Raw genomic sequence first — 21,116 nt, forward strand, 5'->3', positions numbered from 1 at the left:
GCCCGCCGGCGCCGCCGCTGGTAGGCATGGGCCATGACGCGCTCCCCCACGCTGGATGCGATGCAGCCGCCGTTCAAGGCGGTCATCTTCGACCTGGACGGCGTCGTCACGGACACGGCGGCGGTGCACGAGAAGGCGTGGCGGGACCTGTTCGACGCGGCGCTGCAGGACGCGCGCGTTCCCCCGGGCGCGGACACGTCCCCGTTCCGGCGCAGCGACTACCTCGAGCACGTGGACGGACGGCCCCGCGAGGAGGGCGTGGCGGCGTTCCTCGCCTCGCGCGGGATCGAGCTGCCGCGCGGGACCGCTGCGGACGGGCCTGATGCCTGGACAGTCGCCGGTCTGGGGGCGCGCAAGAACGAGCTCTTCGCACGGCATCTGGCCGAGTCTGGCGTCGCGGTCTTCCCCGAGACCATGGACCTCCTCACCCGGCTCCGCGCCGGCCATGTCCCCGCGGTCCTGGCCAGCGCGAGCCGCAACGCGCGCCGGGTCCTCGCCGCGGCGCACCTCGAGGACGCGTTCGCCGCAGTGCTCGACGGCGTCGAGGCCGCGGAGCTGGGGCTGCCCGGGAAGCCGGAGCCGGACCTGTTCCTCGAGGCCGCGCGACGGGTCGGGGTGGACCCGTCCGAGGCGGTGGTCATCGAGGACTCCGAGGCCGGTGTGGCGGCAGGGCACCGGGGCGGGTTCGGCCTCGTGGTCGGCGTCGACCGCGCGGAGCGGCGCGCCGCGCTCGAGGAGGCGGGGGCCGACGTCGTGCTCCGCGACGTCGGCGAGCTGGACCTGGGCCTGGTGCTCGCCGACCCGCTGACCCTCGTCTATGAGGGGTACGACGCCGGCCACGAGGGCCACCGCGAGGCCCTCACCGTGCTCGGCAACGGGTATGTCGGCGTGCGCGGGGCCGCACCCGAGAGCAGCCGCGGCGGCGCTGGGTACCCGGGCACCTACCTGAGCGGTGTCTACAACCGCGTGGTCAACCAGGTCCAGGGCCAGGACACCGAGGACGAGCACATGGTCAACGCGCCCAACTGGCTGCACCTGGACCTGCGGATCGGGAACGGGCCGTGGTGGTCCGAGGGCGGGCTGGCCCTGCGCCGCGAGCGCCGCACGCTCGACCTCGCTGCCGCGGTGCTGGTCCGCGAAGCGGACCTGGCGGACGACGCCGGGCGCCTCCTCCGCGTCCGGCAGCGCCGCTTCGTCTCGGTGGCGCAGCCGCAGCTCATGGCCCTCGAGACCACCGTGACCGCGCTGGGGTGGAGCGGCCGCGCGGTGGTGCGCAGCGGCGTCGAGACCGATGTCGCCAACGAGAACGTGCTCGAGGACGCCCTCCTCGCGCGGCGGCACCTGCGCGACGTCACCCCCGCGGACGACGGCGAGGGGCCGCCCGGTGCGGGGATCCTCGCCGAGGCGGAGACGCTCCAGAGCGGGATCCGGATCGCCATCGCGCTGCGGCACGAGGTCGACGGGCGGGAGCCCGACGCCCCGGTGCGCGGGCAGGTGGGCGGGCTGCACTATGCCCAGTTCGCCCTCGCCCTGGCGGACGGCGTCCCGGTGGCCGTGACGAAGACCGCGGCCGTGACGACGTCACGCGACCGGGCGGCGTCGTCCGCGCGGACGGAGGCGGCCGCCGTCCTGCGTCGGGCCAGCGGCGGCTTCGATGCGCTCCTGGCCGAGCACGCGGCCGTGTGGGAGCGGATCCGGGCGCTCTTCACCGTCCGGATCGACGCCTCGCCCCACGTCCAGCTCGTGGTCAACCTCCACGTCTTCCACGTCCTGCAGGCCCTCGCGCCGTCCGTGACCGAGCTCGACGTCGGCGTCCCCGCCCGTGGCCTGCACGGCGAGGGGTACCGGGGGCACGTCTTCTGGGACGAGCTGTTCGTGCTGCCGCTCATCACCTCGCGGATCCCCGCCGTCGCACGGTCCCTCCTCGCCTACCGGTGGCGGCGGCTGCCCGCGGCGCGCGAGGCCGCGGCGGCGCGGGGGCTCGCGGGCGCGCTGTTCCCCTGGCAGAGCGGCAGCGACGGGCGGGAGGAGACTCCGCGCTGGATCTTCAACCGCAGGTCCGGGCACTGGATCCCTGACGTGTCGCGGCTGCAGCGGCACGTGGGACTCGCGGTCGCCTTCAGCGCGTGGCAGTACTTCGAGGCGACGCAGGACAGGTTCTGGCTCCTGCGCCACGGCGCTGAGCTCATGGTCGAGGTGGCACGGCTGTTCGCGTCCATGGCCGAGTACGACTCCGCCGAGGACCGCTTCTACCTCCGCGGCGTCATGGGGCCTGACGAGTACCACACGGGATACCCCCACCGGCAGGAGCCCGGGCTGGACGACAACGCCTACACCAACGTGATGGCGGCGTGGACATGCCTGCGCGCGTGCCGGGTCCTGGGCCTCGTGCGGGGCCACGACAGGGAGGACCTCATGGCGCGCCTCGGCATCCGCGAGGAGGAGGTCCATCGCTGGGAGCACCTCAGCCGGCGCATGGCCGTGCCGTTCCACGACGGCCTGATCAGCCAGTTCGCCGGCTACGCGGACCTCGAGGAGCTGGACTGGGACGCCTACCGGGAGAAGTACCACAACATCGGCCGCCTCGACCTGATCCTCGAGGCCGAGGGAGACACCACCAACCGGTACCGGCTCGCGAAGCAGGCGGACACGCTCATGCTCGTGTACCTCCTGGGCCAGGAGGAGCTGCTGGCCCTCCTCGACCGGCTCGGGTACGGGTTCACGCCCCGGCAGCTGGACGAGACGGTGGACTACTACCTCGCCCGGACGGCGCACGGCTCGACACTGAGCCGGGTGGCGCACGCCTCGGTGCTCGCTGGGGTGGACCCGGAGCGCGCCTGGGAGACCTTCCGCGAGGTCCTCGACGCCGACCTCGACGACACCCAGGGCGGCACCACCCGCACCGGCGTCCATCTGGGGGCGATGGCGGGCTCGATCGATGTCGTGCAGCGCAGCTTCGCGGGGCTGCGCCTCACCGGCGACGCCCTCGTGTTCGCCCCCCGCCTGCCGCGGGAGGTGAGGTCGGTGGCGTTCCGGGTGCGGTACCGGGACCAGCTGCTCGACGTGAGCCTCGACCACCGCGCGCTCGAGGTCGCCTCCGCCCCCGGCGACGCCGCGCCCGTGCGCGTGCGCGTGGTCGGTGCCGACGGCGGCGGCGAGGTCCCGCTTGCGCCCGGGGAGAGGAGGAGGTTCGAGCTCCGGGAATGAGGACAAAGTTCTGCTAGGCAGAAAACGTACTCTTCGTGGTGCTGCTGCATCTGCGAATACCGCGCTCCACATCCACTTTATATTCTGCAGAACAGAACACGTTGGCTCACGCGTGACAGCAGTCACTACCCTCGTAGAGAGGCCATCCCGACGGCCCTTCAACGACGAGGAGCACCCATGCAGTTCTACCTAGACGGATACCGCCCCGGCGACCCGGAGGACTTCCCGGCAGCGCCGGGCATCGAGCCCCGTTCGGGCAGCGGCGAGCTTCCCGCCGAGGTGGACGTGCTCGTCGTCGGCACGGGCCCCGCGGGTGTCGTCCTCGCGGCCCAGCTCGCGCAGTTCCCGGGCATCACGACCCGCGTCGTCGAGCGCCGCACCGGCCCCCTCGAGATCGGCCAGGCCGACGGCGTCGCCTGCCGCACCGTGGAGATGTTCAACGCGTTCGGCCTCGCGGAGAAGCTCATGCGCGAGGGGTACTGGGTCAACGAGACCACGTTCTGGGGCCCCGGCGAGGGCGAGGGGATCGCCCGCACCGGCCAGGTCCAGGACGTCGCAGAGGGCCTGTCCGAGTACCCGCACGTGATCGTCAACCAGGCGCGCATGCAGGAGTACCTGCTCGAGCGCATGCGCACCTCCTCCAGCCGCCTCGAGCCGGAGTACGGCCTCGAGGTCACCGATGTCCAGGTCCTCCCCGACGGCGGCGACCACCCCGTCAAGGTCACGCTCCAGCGCGAAGGCGGGGACACCGCCGTCGTGCGCGCCAAGTACGTGGTGGGGTGCGACGGCGCACGGTCGGCGGTGCGGAAGTCGCTCGGGATCGATCTGCGCGGCGACGCGCGGAACCACGCGTGGGGCGTCATGGACGTGCTCGCCGTGACCGATTTCCCCGACATCCGGAAGAAGTCCGTCATCCAGTCGCCCTCGGGCGGCAACATCCTCATCATCCCCCGCGAGGGCGGCTACCTCGTGCGCTTCTACGTGGACCTCGGCGACCTCGAGCCGGGCGACCGGGACGCCCGCAAGCGGTTCACCCGGGAGTCGATCGTCGAGGCGGCGCAGAAGGTCCTGCACCCCTACACCCTCGAGGTCAAGGACACGGCGTGGTGGAGCGTCTACGAGGTGGGCCAGCGCATCGCGGACCGGTTCGACGACGTGCTCCCCGAGGAGCGCGGCACCCGCACCCCCCGGGTCTTCATCGCCGGCGACGCCTGCCACACCCACAGCGCCAAGGCCGGCCAGGGCATGAACGTCTCCATGCAGGACGGCTTCAACCTCGGCTGGAAGCTCGCCGCCGTGCTCGAGGGCCGCAGCCCCGAGTCCCTCCTGGACACCTACTCCGGCGAGCGCCGCCAGATCGCCCAGGACCTCATCGACTTCGACCTGCGCTTCTCCACCATGATGGCCGCCAAGCCGAAGGACCCCGCCCACCCCGAGGCCGGCGGCGTGGACCTCGAGGAGAAGCAGAAGATCTTCACCGAGGCCGGGCGGTTCACCGCCGGGTTCGCCACCGAGTACACGCCCGCCCTGCTCACCGGCGGCGCCGAGCACCAGGCCCTCGCCACCGGCTTCCCGATCGGCCAGCGCTTCTACTCGGCACCGGTGGTCCGCCTCGCCGACGCGAAGCCCGAGGGCCTCGGCCACGTGGCAGAGGCGGACGGGCGGTGGAGGATCTACGCCTTCGCCGGCGCCGAGGACCCCCACTCGCCCGAGTCCGGCATCGCGCAGTTCTGCCAGTTCCTCGGCGAGTCCGAGGACTCCCCCGTGCGGCGGTTCACCCCCGAGGGCGCCGACCCCGACGCCGTGTTCGACGTCCGGGCCGTGTTCCAGCAGGCGCACCGGGAGCTCGCGCTCGAGAAGCTGCCGGCGTTCCTCCTGCCGCGCAAGGGCCCGTTCGGGCTCGTGGACTACGAGAAGATGTTCGCCGCGGACCACAAGGGCGGCACGGACATCTTCGACGCGCGGGGCATCGACCGGAACCGGGGCGCCGTCGTGGTGGTGCGGCCGGACCAGTACGTGGCCCACGTCCTCCCGCTCGACGCGCACGCCGAGCTCACGGACTTCTTCGCCCGCTTCATGGCCCCGACGGCGCAGCTGGCGCAGGTCGGCTGAGGCCAGCCGTCCGGCTGGTGAGGTGACAGAGGGGGCCGCGCAGGAGCGCGGCCCCCTCTGTGCTGTGCGCGGTGCTGTGCGCGGAAGGTGCGCGGAGGCGCGGCGCTACACCGCGGCGTCGACGTTCCGCCGCCGCCCCGCCAGGTACCCGAAGGTCACGGCGCCGACCCCGATCGCGAGGAACGCCCAGCCGGCGAGCGCGAACTGGCCGGTCGCGTTGTGGATCTGGGCCACGATGAGCGTCCCCAAAGAGCCCACGCCGTAGCCGACCCCCTGCATCATCCCGGAGAGGTGGACGGCGGTGTGCGGGTTGCGGGTGCGGAGCATGATCATGGTCAGCGCGACGGCGGTGAGGGCGCCCTGGCCGAGCCCGAGTAGCCCGATCCACACCCACACGAACTCGAGCGGGCCGAGGACGCTGAGCGCGAATCCGAGGGACGTCATGAGCGCGACCGTGACGTTGATGCCGCGCTGGTCCCACATCCGCGCGGCGAGTGTGGGCGCGAACAGGGAGCCGAGCATCTGGAGCAGGATCGAGACGGAGACCATCGCCCCGGCGCTGGCGCCGTCGATCCCCCGCTCGCGCAGGATCGGGGCGAGCCACGCGAACACGCTGAACGAGGTCATCGCCTGGAAGAGCATGAAGAGGGTCACGTGCCAGGCCACCCGCGAGCGCCAGACGTTCGTGCCCCCGTGGTCCGCGCCGGCCCGGGCGCGCGGGGCACGCACCGCGACGGGGGCGAACAGGAGCACGACGGCGGCGGCCGGCGCAGCCCAGAACAGGAGCGCGGCGCTCCACTCGCCGGTGGCCTGGAAGACGGGATAGGTGAACCCGGCGCCGAGGGCGGCGGAGGCGCAGATCGCCGTCGTGTACAGGCCGCCCATGAGGCCGAGCCGGTGGGCGAAGTCCTGCTTGACCTCGCTGGGGAGGATGACGTTGCACAGCGCGATCGCCGCCCCGCACAGCGCGGTGCCGACGATCAGGCCCGGCAGGTGCCCCGCGCTCCCCCACTCCGTGGGCCGGACGAGGAGGCCTCCGGTGAGCACCACCATGGCCCCGAGCAGCACGCGCTTGGAGCCGAACCGCCGCGAGAGCACCGGCGCAAGCGGTGCGAAGAGCCCCAGGAGCGTCACGGGCGCCGTCGTCAGCAGCGCGACAGCCCATTCGGGCACCGTGCCGCTCGCGCGGATCTCGGTGAGGACGGCGGAGAAGCTCGAGAAGGCGGTGCGCAGGTTCAGCCCGATCAGCACGAGGCACAGGCCGAGGAACACGAGCTTGCCCCGGCTCTGCCCGGCCGGCGGACGGAGCCCGGGGACCCTGCCCGTCCCTTGGGGGGAAGGCCCTTCGAGACGCGTGTTTCCGCTCATGGGCGCGGTGTCACCTCGGCCGCGCCGATCACTTCTGCCATAGGGACGAGCCTACCGGCCGGTACCCCGCGGCCGGCTTCCCGGCCGGGCTCACCCCGCCTGATCGGGCTGTTGACTCGCCCACACCGGCGGGACGTAAATAGCTGCAAGAAGCTGCCCAGGGGGCCACAGGGCCGGGATTCCCGAGGGGGCGACATGTCCGAGGCAGGTTCAGGGCGCCGCCTGCTGACCGTGCTCGACGGTCCGCACGCCGGACAGAAGTTCTACCTGCCCGACGGCGAGACCATCCTCGGCCGGAGCGCCGACGCGGACATCGTGCTGGACGACGAGAGCATCAGCCGCCGCCACGCCGCGGTGACGGTCTCCCCCAACGGCAGGGTCCGCCTCGACGACCTCGGCTCCCGCAACGGCACATGGCTGAACGACGAACGCGTGGCGGCCTCCCAGGAGCTCCTGGATGGGGACGAGGTGGGCCTGGGCGAGGTGCGCCTGTCGTTCCACACTCCACCCTCCGCCGTCCGGCCGCCACCGCCGCGCAGCCGCAAGCTGTGGAGGGGCGCGCTGCTCGCGGGGGCCGCCGAGGTCGTGGTCCTGCTGGGGAATGTGGCCGCGAACGCCCTCGCTGGCTGGACCGGGACCGCGGGCTGGCTGGCGGCTCCGGTCGTCGGCGTCCTCGTGGCGATGGTCAACGACGTCCTCAAGAAGTCCGAGCCGGAGGAGAAGCCGGAGCGGCACCCGGGACGCGGGCAGCCGTCCCGGGCGCGCGCCGGGGAGAGCGCATCCGGGAGGCCGAGCGGGGCGGGCAGCCTCGTCCTGGTCCTCGCGGTCCTCGCCGTGGTGGGCCTCGCGCTGGCGTTCGGCGTCCGGTACGTGTCCGGCCTCGTGACCGGGAACGAGCCCGGGATCGAGCGCCTCGAGGCGCAGCAGGGGATCGAGCGGAGCGGGGTGACCCTGACAGTGCTGAGCGTCCTGGAGACGGACCACTTCACCCAGGTGCGCGCGTCCGTCCGGAACTCCCTGGAATTCACCGTCACGATGCCCGTGTACAAGAACGCCGTGCTCACCCCCGACGGCGGGGAAAGCCTCGAGGCAGATCCGTTCAGGAGTTCGTGGACGGACAGCATCCCGCCCGGAGCCGAGCGGCAGGGCCGGATCACCTTCCCGGGCCACCTGCCCGGCAGCCGCATTGCGGCGACGCTCAGCTTCTCCACCGTGTTCGGCCAGGGCTTCGGCGGCCCCGCCTCCCTCACCACTCCGCCCTTCGTGCTGAAGGACCTCGCCTCGGCCAAGACCACGGCCGCCGCCGCGCACGACGGCGAGCGCGCACCTCTGGGGCGAGCACCCGCCGTCGTGCGCGGGGCGGCTTGGGCCGCGGTGGCCTAGCGAATCCGATAGGGCAGGTGGATGAAGTGCGGGACAGGCAGGGCCACTGCAGGAGCCATCAGAGTGGGCGGGGTGGGCGCCACCGGCAGCATCGGAGGCCTCCCGGCTGCCGCCGCCAGGCTAGTCGGGACCGCCGGCTGCCATCCAAGAGCGCCGGGCGAGGACGTCTCCCGCTCGATCCCCCCGAGGAGGACCGCCGAGAGGAGACCGAGGGCGCAGACCAGAGCAGCCGCCGCAGCCTGACGGCTCCCCCGGGCAGTGGCCGAGGCGTCCGAGGCCTGCCGGTGCGCACTGGATGCCCGATGCATCGGATGCCCGCGCGGGACGAAGACAGTTATCGGGGCGCGGCGCGTCCGCGGCCCGACTGCCAGATGAGCACGCATGCAAACCACCCCTGACGAAAGGCTCCCCAGCACGCCGTGTAGCACCAAGCGTCCACTCAGGAAGCACCAAGGTCAAGGCCGGATTGACTTGGGACGCGGGCGGGAAGGGCTCTTGCGTGACGAACGCACCAGACTACCGAGCGGCCCTGTCGCGCCTGTGCCCCCTGTCCGACCCCGAGACCGGGACCCTCGTGGGGTTCGATGGCCGCTTCTGGCCGGTCGAGGTGCCCGTGGCGCTCACTGCGCTGAGCCTGCTGCCGCCGCGGGCGCTCGGCTCCATCACCGCCGATTTCCCCCGAGCGTCCCGACCCGCCCGGCATCACATCGCGGATGCCGCTGAGATCCTGGCGGACACCGCCGGAGAGTGGCTCGAGCGCCGGTGCACGGAGCCGGACGCGGAGGATGCGAACCTCCGGTCGGTGTGCCAGCCCTTGGCAGCCGAGGTCTCCAACGCCGTCGCCTACCGCGAGATCCTGGACGCCGTGTGCGGGGAGGGCGACGACGACGAGGGACTGCGTGAGGCGGTCCTTCCCGCAGCACTGACGGCGTTCGAGACAGGGAAGCGGCCGCGGCTCGACGAGGTCGGCGACGACGCCGCCGCCTCCTCCCCCGCCGCGCTGCCCCGGACCGACTACTTCAGCGTGGACAGCGCACTGCGCGAGCGCGCCGGCGCCTACCTCATGGCCTTCGCCCTCGCGCCCGAGTGCGACGATCCGGCCACACCCCTCGCCGCCCGCACCACGGAGCCGGATCAGTTCACCGCGTTCGCCCTCGCGCACCTGCATCAGCCGCAGCGGTATGCGGACGCCGTCCGCGAGCACCGCACGCTTGATCCGAAGGTGCTCGGCCCTGCCATCGCGGCCCGGACACCGGCCCCCGAGCCGCTGCCCTGGGGCGCCTGACCGCCCGGCCTCGGGAAGACCACTCACGACGCCGTTGTCCCCCTCAGGCGCCCGGCGTACCGTGAGTGGCATCGGGGACCGCACAACAACAATCGACGCGGGATCACGCTGGGGCAACCCCGCGCCGGGCCTCCAGAGCAGGAGTCCTCATCATGCCCACCATCGAAGAATCCGTCGTCATCGACGCCCCGCAGGAGGAGATCTACGACTACCTCCTCGACCCGACGCACCTCCCCGAGTTCAGCGGCAGCATCATCAATGCCGAGCTTGAAGGTCCCGGCCCCGCACAGGTGGGCTCACGGTTCAGGGGGACCACGAAGGTCCTCGGACGCGCCATCGACTGGGTGGCCGAAGTCACCGAGCACGAGCGTCCCCGGAGACAGTCCATCCGCTCCGTCGAGAGCAAGGTCGATTTCACCGGGACCTACACGCTGGAACCCGAGGGCTCGGGGACCCGCGTCACCTACCGGCTCGAGACCTCCCAGGGCCTCGGCGGCGTGTTCGGGAGCCTCGCCGACGCGCTGGTGAACAAGACGTATGCGCGTCAGGTGCGGGCGGACCTCGCGACCCTCGCCGAGATCTTCACGGAGCACCGGGAGAGCTCGACGGGCTGAGCACGGCGCACACCACGCACGACGCCGGGCCCGCACCTTCTCGGTGCGGGCCCGGCGTTTCGCTGCGAGAGGGTCAGTCGGCCGCTGCGGTGGACACGCCCGAGGCTGCTAGCGATGTGCCGGCTGCAGTCGCGCACATGCGCCGCCATGAGGCTCGAGGCTTTCGGCCGTGTTCTTAACCAGAATCGCCCGGAGGATCGGGGCGAGCTCAGAGATGCGTTCGACGGGGAGCGGCCGCCCGCGCGTTTCGGGCCGCCACACCTGAGGCGATTGAGCGCCTAGACAGCCACGAGGGAGTGCTGCTCAAATTGTCCAGAACTGACCGCCGGAGACTCCTCATTGGCCCGGGCAAAGGCCTCTAAATGAGCCTTCAGCATCCTGCCAACCGCATACGACTGCCAGGGCGAAACCGCGTTTCCAACTTGCGTGTACTGCGGGACTTCGACCCGTCGACGGTGTGCACCCGTTGTTTCCTTCCCCATAAACTCGAAGTTGTCAGGAAATCCCTGAAAGCGCGCGAGTTCACGAACCGTAAAGGTGCGAGATTCGGCGGGATGCACATAGTCGTCGGGCAGCGATACCACTGTGCGCGCAGGCTTTTCAGGGTCAAGCGCTTTCTGGCTGTGCTTCCGAGTGCCAAGAAGCAACATGAACTGGATGAGCGCAGCCTCGTCATGGATCTTATGTCCAGCGTCGTTGGCATCAGCCTGAAGAACGACCGGATACTCCACCTCTGCGAGGAATGGACTTGCGACCTCCACAAAGTCTTCCTGAGTCGCGGCGATACGCGACAACAGGAGCCGGTCTACCCCAGCCCGCTGCATCCAGCGATAGAGAGAGAACCGGTTGACGACTCGTTCTCCGTGGCGACGTCGATTCTGGTTGGGGACCTCGCCGCCCGCTGCTCGCCGAACGGCTTCGCTCAGTCCCCCGAGACGCCTGAGGTACTCCGCGTTCCGGTCTTGTCCCGGGATCAGCCTCCAGTCGCTGAGGTCCGAAATGGCATCGCGAACGGTCCAGACCTCATCACGGCGAACTGTTGGCCGCGGCGCGAGAGCGGGACATTCCGTGAGCTCATCCACGAACGACGAGCGCCACACCTCATCAGTGACGCCAATCTGGAGTTGATCAGCGACATCCCGGCGCAGGGCAATCAGCATAAGCCGGGGACGATGCTGAGGAGCCCCATAGTGCATCGCGTTGACCTGAACGGGCTGGACCGCGTAACCAGCCGAGCCTTGCTCGGCAAGAGCTGTTCGCAACTGCGAGAACGAAGACTCCTCACCAGGCTCGAAGCTGTTGCCCATACCGACCACGTTCTCGATCACGACGGCCTTGGGCTCGGTCGCATCAACGAAGTCAAGGTATTCCCACGCAAGACGATTGCGAATATCGGCCTTGTTCCGTCGGCCAGCCATGGAAAAGCCCTGACATGGCGGCCCACCGACGACCACGTCCAGAGCCGTCGAGCGGAGAGAGGCCATGATCTCGGGGGCGCCAAGCACATCGGCCAGAGGCCGCACGATGACCTTGCTCTGCACCTGCTCCGCAAGGCTCGCAGCCACGTAGCGATCCCACTTACGAGGATCAGATGCGTCTCCCACATAGTTGTGGAAGAACGTCCGAGCAGCCATGTCAGACTTCTCGACCGCGGCGACCAGAGCTCCCCCCGCACGCTCCATCCCCAGCGACAGCCCTCCGCATCCAGAGAACAGGTCAACGAACTTCATGATTCGAACATATCTACGAACGCCATCTTCTGATTCTCACACCCGAGCCCACCGCATGTCCAGGCGACACGCAACTAGCAAGCCTACAGGCGGTCCAACTCGTAGTATGGCGTGACCCGAACGATCTTCGGCTCCGCGCAGCCGAACGACATGTACAGCACCTCATGCTTGTCGAAGGCGGGGATGCGGTCGGTGGTCTTGTCACTCACGCCCTTGAGCCCGAGATTTCCTAGCTGCTTCGTCGACACGCTCGGCACCCTGTGGATGACCCACGTCCTAAGGGGCTCTCCGTAGTTGAGCTTGCCTGTATCGAAATGTGAGAGGTATTGGCTGGACAGCATGACTCCGAAGCCGAATTGGCGCCCCTGCAGCATGAGGTCCATCAGCACCGAGAAGTTGTAGCGCATGATGTTGACTGCCTCGTCCACAACAAGGAATGACTTCAAGTAACGAAGCTGTGGTCGAGAGCCCTGAAACGGCGGCTTGGTGGAACGGATCATGTGGTCGTAGTAAAGGTTTAGAAAGAGTGCCACAATCGCATTCTTTGCGTCTTGGTCCTGCCCCAGCTTGTCCAGCGCAACGACGAGAACACGGCCTGTCAGCAATTCCTGGAAACTACGTAGATTCTCTCGATGGTAATCGAAGATCTCCCCGTAGACGAACGTCTCAAGGATGGAGGAAACAGCGTCGGGCTTTCCCTGCTCTTCGAGATACAGATCGAGGACATCGGAGAGGAGCGGCTCCCTGCCCCCCTGGAAGATGTCCCGGATCACCTTCTTGAGGACACTGGCCTGAACCGGCCCGATGCCGCTATAGATCTTGGAGAGCGTATCGACGAACGCTCCGGCCTGCTGATGAGGTTTCCTCGAGTATTCGTCCGTCACTGGCATGAAGACATTGAGAGGCATCCTGTAGGGCCGGAGAACAACTCCACCAACGCGGTCCAGAAACTCCTGATGCTGGAAGTCGCCCTTGTAATCAAAGATCAGCACCGACGTCGATTCATCTGGTTGCCGTTCGGCTGCCTGCGAGCGAATCTGACTCAGAAGCGCCTTGACGAACTCGGTCTTGCCTGTGCCGAGGTCGCCGACAATGCCGACGTTCATCTGAGTCAGGCCCGTATTGCTCGGCCAGAAATCTACGGCCGCATGTCCAATGGAATCCAGAGCGTGGCCGATATTCACCCTCACACCATCCCCGACGATCCCCCCAGCAGATTGGCCCGGCTCCCGCTCTGTCACAGGGGAACCCGTTGCCTGCCCCGTGAGCGCTTCCCCGGGATCCATATTGGCAGTCAAGTTCTCTCGGTGGTCCTCATCCGACGGATCATCCTGACCCTGCCAAAGAGTCGGCTCGTCGCCGTGGATCGGGCTTTCGGATCGATCGAGAAGGTCATTCCAGGACTCGATCAGAGCAGACTCAGGGTCTTCGAGGGCAGCAAAGACGGCCCTCGTATCGGCCACCATACCGACGGCCCCAAGTTCGCGACTGCCCAGCCGTCCGGAATAGTAGCTGCTGGCTCCTGAGCCGTCACCCAGATAGTCGAAGTAGGTCAGGATCGGGCGGCCGGCTCGGACGGCCATCTGGCCTCGCGCGACCTTGTCCAGCCTGTCAGACAGAGTTGCGGACTGCTCGTCGGCGGCGGGCTTAAGCTTGATTGCCGTTTCTACGAGAGTCGCAAGGGCATTGAACCAGAGCGCCCGATCGGCACCGTCTTCGAGGGATCCGGCGGTGTTCTCAATCTCCTTAACAACCTTCAGACTGGATGCGAGTTGCTCGAGCGAATCATCGAACGCCGAACTCTCAGCCGATGGCAGCTTGTGGGCGGGGCCCGCGGCGGACTTCAATCCGTAGCTCTTGATCTCCACGGGCGAAATGACGACTTCTTCATCTCCGAGTTCCAACAACAGCAGGTCTGCACGCCGGTAGTCCTGACCGTGCTCGGCACCGCCTGCCAGAACCCTGAGGAAGTAGTCGGCCGCGTCGACGGGGATGACCAGCCTGCTGGCTCCGCGCCCAGGGGCACGGTCGAACAGTTCAAAGGCAAGGTAGAACCCCAAGGCGCCAGCCACGTGGGTGCCTCCGAGCGAAAGCAATGAAGCCAGTCCGACTCCGCGCCTTCCCAAGGTTCGCTGGACTCGCTCTTTCAGAGAGTTCTTCTGCGCAGGTGAATCACTAATCACCCCGGCAGCTTTGACCAAAAGATGTTCGAGCTCGTGTCCGAACGCTTCGGGTACGCGAGCGATTGAAATATGCGGGCGCCTCTCTATCAGGGCGGCCCTATCCTTCACTCGCTCGAAGATCGGTGGACGCCACTCCCAGAGCATCTTCTGCCCGGCACCGAACTGATCCATCATGCCAGCCATGACTGCGGGGGTGATGTGGGTTTCTCCGAGCACCGTCCAGTCGGCCGACTCATCGGCAAGAAACGCGGAGACCATCCCTGAATGTATCGCTGGCGAACCGCCTTCCAACTGCTTGAGCGCCGCAACGAACGGCGTCTCGATTCCGCCGGAAATCGCCGGAAAAGACGGGCTCTCGTACGCGCCGAAGGACTGACCGTGGGCCTCAAATCGCCTGAGGGGAACCTCCGCCACTGTCCCCTTCGCCAAGCCCTCGACCGAGATCCTTGCGGTGATTCCGGCTCCCTCAAGGAAGCGCAGGTTGCAGGCGATAGGGCGCGACGGGTCATGCCGGTACCTTGACCACGTCACAAGCAGTTCTCGATTCTCACGAACCATCCGAGTTACATCATCACGTGGTGGTGCTCCATCTCGTAAGACGGAGTCGTAAACGCGGATACCACCTTGGAAGGACTCCTTCGCCGACCAGTCCCGCGCCATTCTCAGAACAGCACTGTCAATCTCTGTGATGCGGTTTGCTGGCTCTGAGGCCGCAAGATCGACCGTCAAAGTCGTCGCATGCGGGTGCATCCTCCTGAAGGATCGCAGCGCGGCATCGACGCTCGCCCCATTCAGCCCTGTCGCCGCAGTTCCAGGCGCCATATAGTCGCCGATTCGGGCCGGTGACTTGAGGGCGATGCCCTCGTCTGACCCAGCAGGGACCAGGACGGACCAGCCCAAGAAGATCTGGTCTTCTCCGGCGTCCGACGGTATGGCGATCATGTGACGGTTCTTCTTCGGACCTGGACCGGTCACCGGGAAGTTCCAGCCCTCGATGGTGCCCAGGAGTTCTCTGGATCGAGCCGAAGCGTCAAGGACCGACTCGCTGCCAGCGAGCCAGGCCAATCTCACGGGATGCACAGGGCTTAGCAGAACGGCACTACAGTGATAGCCCTGCTTAACGTCCCAAACGCTGAGAGAGAACGGATATGCCGCCCAGAACCGCATGGCGTGGTTAGGCAGGGCCGAGGCCGCGCGCACGAGGTCTGCGTATGCCATCAGGTAATCGTCGAGCCGCGAATCCTGCCACAGTTCCCTAACGGAAGTCCTCGAAGGCCACTCGTACCCCAAACTTGAGGCTCCTGCTTGCCTGCCGAGTAGTCTGGGCAGTTCCAGCGCTTCGAACGCCTCCCGGAACCGACTGGCCTCCGGACCATTGATGAACGGGTCGTCGAACGTCAGGTTCATCAGATGAGGCTGTAGAAGCGCCCGAGTTTGATTCGACATCAGGACGGCCCCCGCCCACTGAGGGGTTGCGCCGTCCAGAGAACAACTCAGGTCCGAGGGCATTACTACATGGCCCAGCGACTGCAGGAAGTCACGGTCTCCAAGACAAACGGCCTCGGCCAGACGCGCTTCGTATTGTCCGCGGATAGACGATTCAACGTCGGCGCTCGGGCGCTCAGCGCTGATGGGTTCCTTCAGCGCTGCGGCGATAATCGCCGACTGTTGGCCCTTTCCTGCAGCAACGGGGCGAACACGGAAGGTGTAGTCACCAGCTGAAAAATCGTTGTCGGCCCCGGCACTGAACTGGGCCGTCCGGACCTCGGACAGGACAGGATGAGCAGGTACGGGGTTGCCATTGAGAGTGACAGCGGCCTCCGCATCTGCATGCCACAGCAACGCCTGATAGCCATACTCGTTCGGGACGACCTCGACAGTTGGTTCCAGATCCTCTTCCGACGGCTCGAGAACGGTGGGTCTGCCGAGGGCGCCATCTTTCCGGACGGGAGCGACTATCAGGAGTACCTCCTCCGCAGACAGGAAGTACACCTTGACGCCCGGCTTGCCAGGAATCCCGCGGGCGAGTACGTGCGATCTGTCCACGTGCAGGACAACCGAAGCAGCACGGAAGGGTGCCGCGTTTCGGCCCGTTCCAGCGGGACGGTGGAATCGCCCTCGGATTCGCAGCTGGCCGGGCTCTACTGAGATCCCTTCCGTTTCCCATGCCCCGGCGCCCTTGGGAACAACGTCGATGCCGCACAAGTCGAGCGGCACCACGGTGTCCGCCGGACCAGTCCAGGAAACGAGGATGTCGATTTCCGCCGACGTGGGCCGTCGGCCCACGAGTGGATCCGTCGCCAGCGGAACGATGAACGGCGTGGTTAGAGAATCGGGGGTGAGACGGAGGTTCCCCCTCCCGACCAGATCCATGGTCAAGTACGCGTCGGAGGCCGTCCCCGAGGGATCCACGAAATCGGCAACGCTGATCCGGGACAGGACATCGAGTCGTTCCGGGCTACCTGCGACCCATGCAACGAGCCCTGACTTGGGGTCGCCGGTCTGGAGGACAGCCTGGTTATACCCGTCCGCGGTGACCGCGCTGAAGGACGGGTCGTCCGTACGCATGGCGATCTGGGCCAACGACTGCTTGAGCGAGTCTTCGTCCGCCCAATACTCATGGAAGGCATCCGCGACTTCGCGAACAACACTCGGCGCGCTCTTCGTCACGGTCGCGGGCCGAGGGAGGCCGAAGGACGCAAAGCACCACCTCTCCATGAACTCTGAAAATCCTAGCTCGGAACCTTCGCTCACCTGTGTTTTGAAAACTTCGGCCAAATTCCGCAGCGCCGATTCCACATGACGGAACCACCGCACATTCCAGCTGCCGACGCCTTGCTGATCTGCCACGTGGAGCACCCGCAACATCCCCAGACACCGCTCAAGAACTTCGATCGCATCATTGTCCGGCTTTGTATCCAGGCCAGCTTGAGCGCCGAGGCGTTCAAGGAGGATCCGCGCGACCTCGCGCAAGCCCAATCGGTCGTTAGCGGCGTCAGGGTAGCTCGGGCCCGCTACCTCAGTGAACGTCTGAAGGAAGGATGCCAGATCCGGCTGCCGCCCGTACACCACGGCGAGGCGATCTCCTTGGCGATAGCGCACCGACTCTTTGGCCGACACGACCACGACTTCACTGCCGGCAGACTGCTGGCTCGCAGCTGCATTGATGAGGATCGCAAAGGGGCTAGGGGCGGTGGGGCGCGCAATGTTGGCAGCCCGGACGATATCCACAGCACTGGCAAAGTCAATACCATCGGGAAGATGGAAGAAGCTCAGCCCGTCAATACCTGCAAGTGCCTGCCCCAGGGCTCCAGCGAGGCTCGCCGTCCTGTCGGTCACGTCAGAATGCCCTTTCCACAATCACCGCATTGTCTGCATCAGCGCTTCCACGCGCCATGCCCGCCCGCTCAAGGAGAGACACTAGGTCCCCCAGTTCTGGGCGCATGCCCAAACGACCCAAATCGGCCAAGACATCGCCGACCGTGCACTGACGCGATGGACCGTCGCAAGCAAGGCTCGCGACGACCGTCACCCATTCGGTGCCCGGGTCGACGAGAACAAACCGCCGACCATGTGACTTCAGTATCCCGTAATAGTCGGTATATGGACCGCTCGCCTCACGGACCTGCAAGCCATACTTAACTGTTTCGTGAACAGTCTTGCTCCTGTCCGTACTGTCGGCCAACGATTTCACGAGACGTTCGACATGCCCTTTTTCGCTGGCCAGTTCCCTCAGGAATTCCGTCGCAGGGATCTCGCTGAGCGACCGCTTCTGGGAATGCTCCTTCATCCGATCGAGCAAATACGTGCGTACTTTTTCACCACGCCGGAGTCGATGTTTTATAAGGGATGCAACATCCCGTGTCGTCACCGTGGCGCGGCTCGACTGCCATGGCAGAGGCGGACTGACGGTGGCCACCAGCTCAGCGAACGTGGGCGGAACGGAAGTGTCGATGATGGCAGTTGCGAGACGTTCGTACCACGCTGCCTCCCACAGGAATCCGAGCCCCATCGTCAGTCGAAGGATAGTGGTGGCCCAATCGACCCAAACCCTCGCAGGCAGGGCATCGACCCATCCATCCGAGGTCAGGGTCTTCCAGACACGAGCGAACCATTCGAAGGGCGTATCGGGGAACAAGCCCGCCCATTCACGAGCATCGCTATTGCCGAGGTCGCCTTCCCGTGGGATATAGCCGTCTCGAAGAATACCTGTCATGACAACCCTGTCAATTTCTCGCAACACAGGATCGCTCGCAAGACGCACCCCTACTGCTTTTCGCCACAGGCCGCTCGCCGAACACATCGGGTCGTCTACCTCATGATGTCCCACGGCGAACATCGCTTCGAGGATCTCAGCGAAGTCTGGCGGGTTCTTCTTGACGAGAACACCTCTCGCGTCCTGAAGGAGTGCGAGCGCCGGCGAAAGAGGACTTGCGGGCTGGTTACCGGTCTTCTCTACGCGAATGCCCAGAACACTGCGGGCGACCGCATCACCCAGATCACGCGCAGGACCCTCGATCGCAACCTTCAAGTCTGGTGAACCCTGGCTGAAGAGGTCGCCAAGCCGATCGAGCCCCTCGCCCTTCGGGAATGTAGACCTGACATCCACAAATTTGCTCTGCTTGGAATCGGCCTTGTACATGTATCCCGTCGCCTTTCCAGCGGCCGCAATAGTCCCACCTTCACCAATGGGGTCCGCGTCCGACCTTCGTTGAAAAGCGCGATGGGCCAACGAAGAAATCAAAAGTTCTGGTATGGAAAAATACTCAGGCCGGTTGAAAGGAAGCTTGAGGTGCACGGCGGACGGAATAGACAACTATTTGCCCTTCTGTGTTATCAGGGTCACAATCTTGCTCTCTCGGCCCTCAGCAATACGCAGTTGGGTGTCGGAAAGGACATCGCTGCGAAGATGGACAGCGCGAATTCGCTCGAGCCGCGGTGAAGTCGCATCTACGAGATTCGTGACACCCGCGTGGTCATCTACACAGGCAAGCGCCTCGCGAACAAGGGCGAAATCGAGTGCGATCCGCCCCAATTCCTTGCCCTGCCTTTCGAGCAGGACCACCGTCTGATCCGCAGCGACCGGCATGGTCTTCATCTCAAGACTCGGCATGAGGATGGCCAGCTTCCGCGATTTTGCCCACCCCAGAATAGGCTCGGCTCGGCTGTCGAACAGGGGCAGCAGAGATTCGTCGGTACCTCCGCCCGGCTGCCGCTGGGGACGGATTAGAGTCCGCAGGGACTTGGACAGGGCCTTCGGGATGTTGGGGGCGAAGTAGGCGGCATCCAAGAGGACACTCACCTCGCGTCGAAATGCAGATATGCCGTGAGCCACGGCGTACAAGCGCATGAGATATGAGCCATACCAGCTAATGGCGTCCAGCCGGTCGTTCTGCTTCAGCGAGTTCAGCCCCATCAGCTCGACGTAGGCGTCGTCGAGGGACTCGTCGAAAGGCTGCACGATGGCTTCGAACGTCTCCGCTCTGTCCGCTGCGCGGAGGATCGCCAAAGGCGAGCTCTCGCTGTAATGGCTTGCAAACGCCTCGTTTATCGGCGTCGCCCACCCGCTCGTCGGATCTGTAGGCGCGTTTCCGGGGATTGCGTCCTTGACCGGATCGATCAGACGCGTCAGCCGTAGGACAGGATCCCGCCGCGCTGCTTCGACCTCAGCCGTTCCACTGCCCGCTCCGAACATTGCCTGCGTTCCCCGAAGGCATGCCAGCTTACGCAGCCGAGTGAAGTTCTCGACGGGACCTTCTGTTGGCTGATGCAGAGCGATGAACTCCTCCAACTCAGTCCGACCCATTCGGCTTGGAGCTTCACCGACCACGACCCTGCTGATCAATCCCCATAGCTCGCGGTATGTGAAGCGCAAACCGGAGGCCATTTCGGCGGACCGGCCCAAGGTTAGTATCGAGGAGCGAACGGCCGGCTGCTGAAGCATCGCGACATTGGCTTGCACCGGATCGGCCACCATGCGACTCCCCCGTGATGTGGACTCCAGCATCTCGGCGACCTGCTCAATAAGATCGTGAGACGGCGATGCTGCCCGAGGCAACGAACTACGCGCGCCGAGTGGCGTGATGCTGTGGGGGACAGCTACAACTCTTGCCCGACGGCCGACCTCAACTTCCGGGGCGGGCTCGAACAGCGAACACTCATCCACATAGACTGCCAGCACCTCCGCCTTCTCACGGCCTACATGCTCGAGAAGTCCGGACCGGATAAACCTTGGAGTCGTCTCAGACGTTATAGTCCAAGCAGACTCGTCCCATGGGGTGTCGGCCAGCCACCGAATGACGCACGCTCCAGCCGAGTCGACGAAATTCTCGGTCACCGGATGACCAGTGAGCGCTGACAACTCCTCTATGAGAATTCCTCGATTGACGCAAGCCATCAGATGCATGGGCCGCACCCCGGGAACAGCGACCATCTGGTCTATGTCTGTGGCGAGCGGGGCAGATGACTCTGCGTAGCTTCCGATCGTCGCATCATTCACAACTAGAACATCAGCTGAATCGCCCGAGTATCTGTATGTACGGTGGGCCAGTCCGTCGTCATGCCGGCTGACCAGATGCAGACCGGCCACAGCTCTCGCACTCGCATGCGACTTGCCCGCACCTGGGCCACCTACGAGAAACAGGAGTCTGGGAAGGTCCGCTGGTCGACTTTCGCCGCGAAACCAGTCCAGTGCTGCGTCGACGCCGGCCGCACTGGCAGCTACTGGCCAAACAGCATCAACGGCATCGTCGGGTCGAGCTGCAACGTCCGTTCCGCCAGTTGCACGATCCCAGAACCCTGAGAACAGGGTGTACGGGCTCTCCTCTTCCGCAATCGGGTCAGACAAGATCGTGCCTCCTGAATTTGATAGTGCATTGGCAGCCTCGAGTGCGACCGGTGGAAAGTCAGCGGGGACCTGAGATGCCTGACGGACGCCGAGCGAATTCTGAATCGCAACCCGCAGGGACTCTTGAACGTGACTTCGAGGCTTGTAGCCGACGACATATGGCCGGCCCATTTCCCACAGCACGTGGCTGATGTTGCAGAACTTGAACTCTATCGAACCCTTGCTTCGGCCTGTTTCGGCTTGAACCCTGCGGTTGTGCTCGATCTTCGAATAGCGCTCTCCGCGGAGCTCGCTGTCCAACATGGACCAGTACGCGCTCAACAAGGATTGCGTTTCCTCTTCAGTCCAAGGCCCGTTCAGCGCTTCTACCCCCACAGTGGTTCAACA

10 protein-coding genes are annotated in these 21,116 nt (G+C 66.1%); 5 read left to right on the forward strand and 5 right to left on the reverse strand.

The window, feature by feature from the left end; genetic code table 11:
- Positions 1–33: 33 nt before the first annotated feature.
- Together CGQ25_RS13840 and CGQ25_RS13845 are read left to right on the forward strand one after the other, a co-directional pair.
- Positions 34–3,207 carry a beta-phosphoglucomutase family hydrolase gene (locus CGQ25_RS13840; protein ID WP_208710448.1) on the forward strand — a complete coding sequence of 1,058 codons (3,174 nt, stop codon included), beginning with the start codon at positions 34–36 and terminating at the stop codon, positions 3,205–3,207.
- 177 nt (positions 3,208–3,384) lie between these two features.
- Positions 3,385–5,319, forward strand: a complete 1,935-nt coding sequence (locus CGQ25_RS13845; RefSeq protein WP_208710449.1) for an FAD-binding monooxygenase — start codon at positions 3,385–3,387, stop codon at positions 5,317–5,319.
- A 105-nt stretch (positions 5,320–5,424) separates the two neighbouring features.
- On the opposite strand, the gene CGQ25_RS13850 is transcribed toward CGQ25_RS13845, so the two are convergent.
- Positions 5,425–6,687 (reverse strand): CynX/NimT family MFS transporter, encoded by a 1,263-nt coding sequence (locus CGQ25_RS13850; RefSeq protein ID WP_208710450.1) that lies wholly within the window; start codon positions 6,685–6,687, stop codon positions 5,425–5,427.
- Between the two features lie 195 nt (positions 6,688–6,882).
- Between CGQ25_RS13850 and CGQ25_RS13855 the strand changes: the two genes are divergently transcribed.
- The 3 genes from CGQ25_RS13855 to CGQ25_RS13865 all read left to right on the forward strand — a co-directional run bounded on the left by CGQ25_RS13855 (position 6,883) and on the right by CGQ25_RS13865 (position 9,969).
- Entirely contained in the window at positions 6,883–8,070 is a 1,188-nt protein-coding gene (locus CGQ25_RS13855) for an FHA domain-containing protein (RefSeq protein WP_208710451.1), read from the forward strand.
- Positions 8,071–8,569: 499 nt separating this feature from the next.
- A complete protein-coding gene (locus CGQ25_RS13860; protein ID WP_208710452.1) occupies positions 8,570–9,355 on the forward strand; it encodes a hypothetical protein in 786 nt (261 codons plus the stop codon).
- A gap of 152 nt (positions 9,356–9,507) precedes the next feature.
- Positions 9,508–9,969, forward strand: a complete 462-nt coding sequence (locus tag CGQ25_RS13865) for an SRPBCC family protein (RefSeq protein ID WP_208710453.1) — start codon at positions 9,508–9,510, stop codon at positions 9,967–9,969.
- Between the two features lie 278 nt (positions 9,970–10,247).
- Here the strand turns inward: CGQ25_RS13865 and CGQ25_RS13870 are convergent, their stop codons facing one another.
- The 4 genes from CGQ25_RS13870 to CGQ25_RS13885 all read right to left on the reverse strand — a co-directional run bounded on the left by CGQ25_RS13870 (position 10,248) and on the right by CGQ25_RS13885 (position 21,104).
- Complete coding sequence (locus tag CGQ25_RS13870) at positions 10,248–11,699, reverse strand: DNA cytosine methyltransferase (protein ID WP_208710454.1); 1,452 nt, start codon at positions 11,697–11,699, stop codon at positions 10,248–10,250.
- 83 nt (positions 11,700–11,782) lie between these two features.
- Entirely contained in the window at positions 11,783–17,221 is a 5,439-nt protein-coding gene (locus CGQ25_RS13875) for an ATP-binding protein (RefSeq protein WP_208710455.1), read from the reverse strand.
- A 1-nt stretch (position 17,222) separates the two neighbouring features.
- Positions 17,223–18,680: a hypothetical protein gene (locus CGQ25_RS13880; protein WP_208710456.1), complete on the reverse strand. Its 1,458-nt coding sequence runs from the start codon at positions 18,678–18,680 to the stop codon at positions 17,223–17,225.
- A gap of 18 nt (positions 18,681–18,698) precedes the next feature.
- Positions 18,699–21,104, reverse strand: a complete 2,406-nt coding sequence (locus tag CGQ25_RS13885; protein ID WP_208710457.1) for a hypothetical protein — start codon at positions 21,102–21,104, stop codon at positions 18,699–18,701.
- Positions 21,105–21,116: the final 12 nt, after the last annotated feature.

The organism is Sinomonas sp. R1AF57, from assembly GCF_002224485.1.
Lineage (GTDB): Bacteria > Actinomycetota > Actinomycetes > Actinomycetales > Micrococcaceae > Sinomonas > Sinomonas flava.

Coding starts and splice junctions, on each gene's coding strand:
- CGQ25_RS13855 (WP_208710451.1), top strand. CDS start 6,883: ATGTCCGAGGCAGGTTCAGGGCGCCGCCTGCTGACCGTGCTCGACGGT.
- CGQ25_RS13870 (WP_208710454.1), bottom strand. CDS start 11,699: ATGAAGTTCGTTGACCTGTTCTCTGGATGCGGAGGGCTGTCGCTGGGG.
- CGQ25_RS13850 (WP_208710450.1), bottom strand. CDS start 6,687: ATGAGCGGAAACACGCGTCTCGAAGGGCCTTCCCCCCAAGGGACGGGC.
- CGQ25_RS13845 (WP_208710449.1), top strand. CDS start 3,385: ATGCAGTTCTACCTAGACGGATACCGCCCCGGCGACCCGGAGGACTTC.
- CGQ25_RS13865 (WP_208710453.1), top strand. CDS start 9,508: ATGCCCACCATCGAAGAATCCGTCGTCATCGACGCCCCGCAGGAGGAG.
- CGQ25_RS13840 (WP_208710448.1), top strand. CDS start 34: ATGACGCGCTCCCCCACGCTGGATGCGATGCAGCCGCCGTTCAAGGCG.